This window comes from Rhizobacter sp. P2_H2 (assembly GCF_056403375.1).
Map to the genome: position 1 here is coordinate 1 of NZ_JBFUFP010001335.1, position 1,280 is coordinate 1,280.

Below are 1,280 nucleotides of genomic sequence, written 5' to 3' on the forward strand. Positions count from 1 at the left end.
GCCCCCGTGGAACCGGCTTTGCCGGGCCACTGGGGGCGCCCCCTTGAGGGGGAGGCGCGTCAGCGCCTCGGGGGTGGGACGTCAGGGTGCGGGAGCCTTGTTGGCCTTTTCGAAGCGCTCCAGCTGCTCGTTGCCGCGCTTCACCGCGTCGTCCAGCGCCGTCTTCGCATCCTTCTTGCCCGACCAGATCTGCTCGGTTTCCTCATCGATGATCGTGCGGATCTGGACGAAATTGCCGAGGCGGATGCCGCGCGACTTGTCGGTCGTCTTGCGGATCATCTGCGTCACCGCCACGTCGGTGCCCGGCTTGTCCTTGTAGAAGCCCGATTTCTCGGTCATCTCGTAGGCGGCCGTCGTGATCGGCAGGTAGCCGGTGCGCTTGTGGCTGGCCGACTGCACGTCGGGGCTCGACAGGTACTTGAAGAACTCGGCGACGCCCTTGTACTCGGCCGGCTTCTTGCCCGACATCACCCACAGGCTCGCACCGCCGATGGCGGTGTTCTGCGGTGCGCCGGGAACGTCCTGGTAGTACGGCAGCGGGGCCAGCCCGTACGCGAACTTCGCGCCCTTGCTGACATCGGCGTACGAGCCCGACGAGCCGGTGAACATCGCGCATTCACCCGACACGAACGACGGCACCGCGACGCTCGCGCGGCCCTTGTAGACGAACAGGCCCTGCTTGGACATGTTGGCCAGGTTCTCGAAGTGGCGCAGGTGCAGCGGCGAATTGAAGGCCAGGCGCGCGCTCGGGCCGCCGAAGCCGTTGTTCTGCGTCGCGAACAGCGTGTTGTGCCAGGTCGAGAAGCTCTCCAGGTGCACCCAGCTCATCCAGCTGGTGGTGTACGGGCACTTGACGCCGGCGGCCTTCAGCTTGGCGGCGGCCAGCGTCACCTCGGGCCAGGTCGTCGGGGCCTTGTTCGGGTCGAGGCCGGCGGCCTTGAAGGCGTCCTTGTTGTAGTAGAAGATCGTCGTCGAGCTGTTGAACGGGAACGACAGCATCTCGCCGTTCGGCGCGGTGTAGTAGCCCGAGACCGCCGGCACGTAGCCCTTCGGGTCGAAGCTGACGCCGCTCTGCTTCATCACTTCGCCGACCGGCTTGATCGCGCCCWTGGCCGACATCATCGTCGCGGTGCCGACCTCGAACACCTGCAGGATGTGCGGCGCATTGCCGGCGCGGAAGGCAGCCACTGCGGCGGTCATCGACTCGTCGTAGTTGCCCTTGAAGGTCGGGGTGACCTTGTACTCTTTCTGGCTGTTGTTGAACTGCGTGGCCAGGTCGT

General features: G+C 65.9%; 1 protein-coding gene. It reads right to left on the reverse strand.

Features of this window, described 5'->3' with window-relative positions; translation table 11 throughout:
* Positions 1-81: 81 nt before the first annotated feature.
* A partial coding sequence (gene ugpB / locus AC1D15_RS32870; RefSeq protein WP_477829365.1) for a sn-glycerol-3-phosphate ABC transporter substrate-binding protein UgpB occupies positions 82-1,280 on the reverse strand: 1,199 nt, incomplete at its 5' end.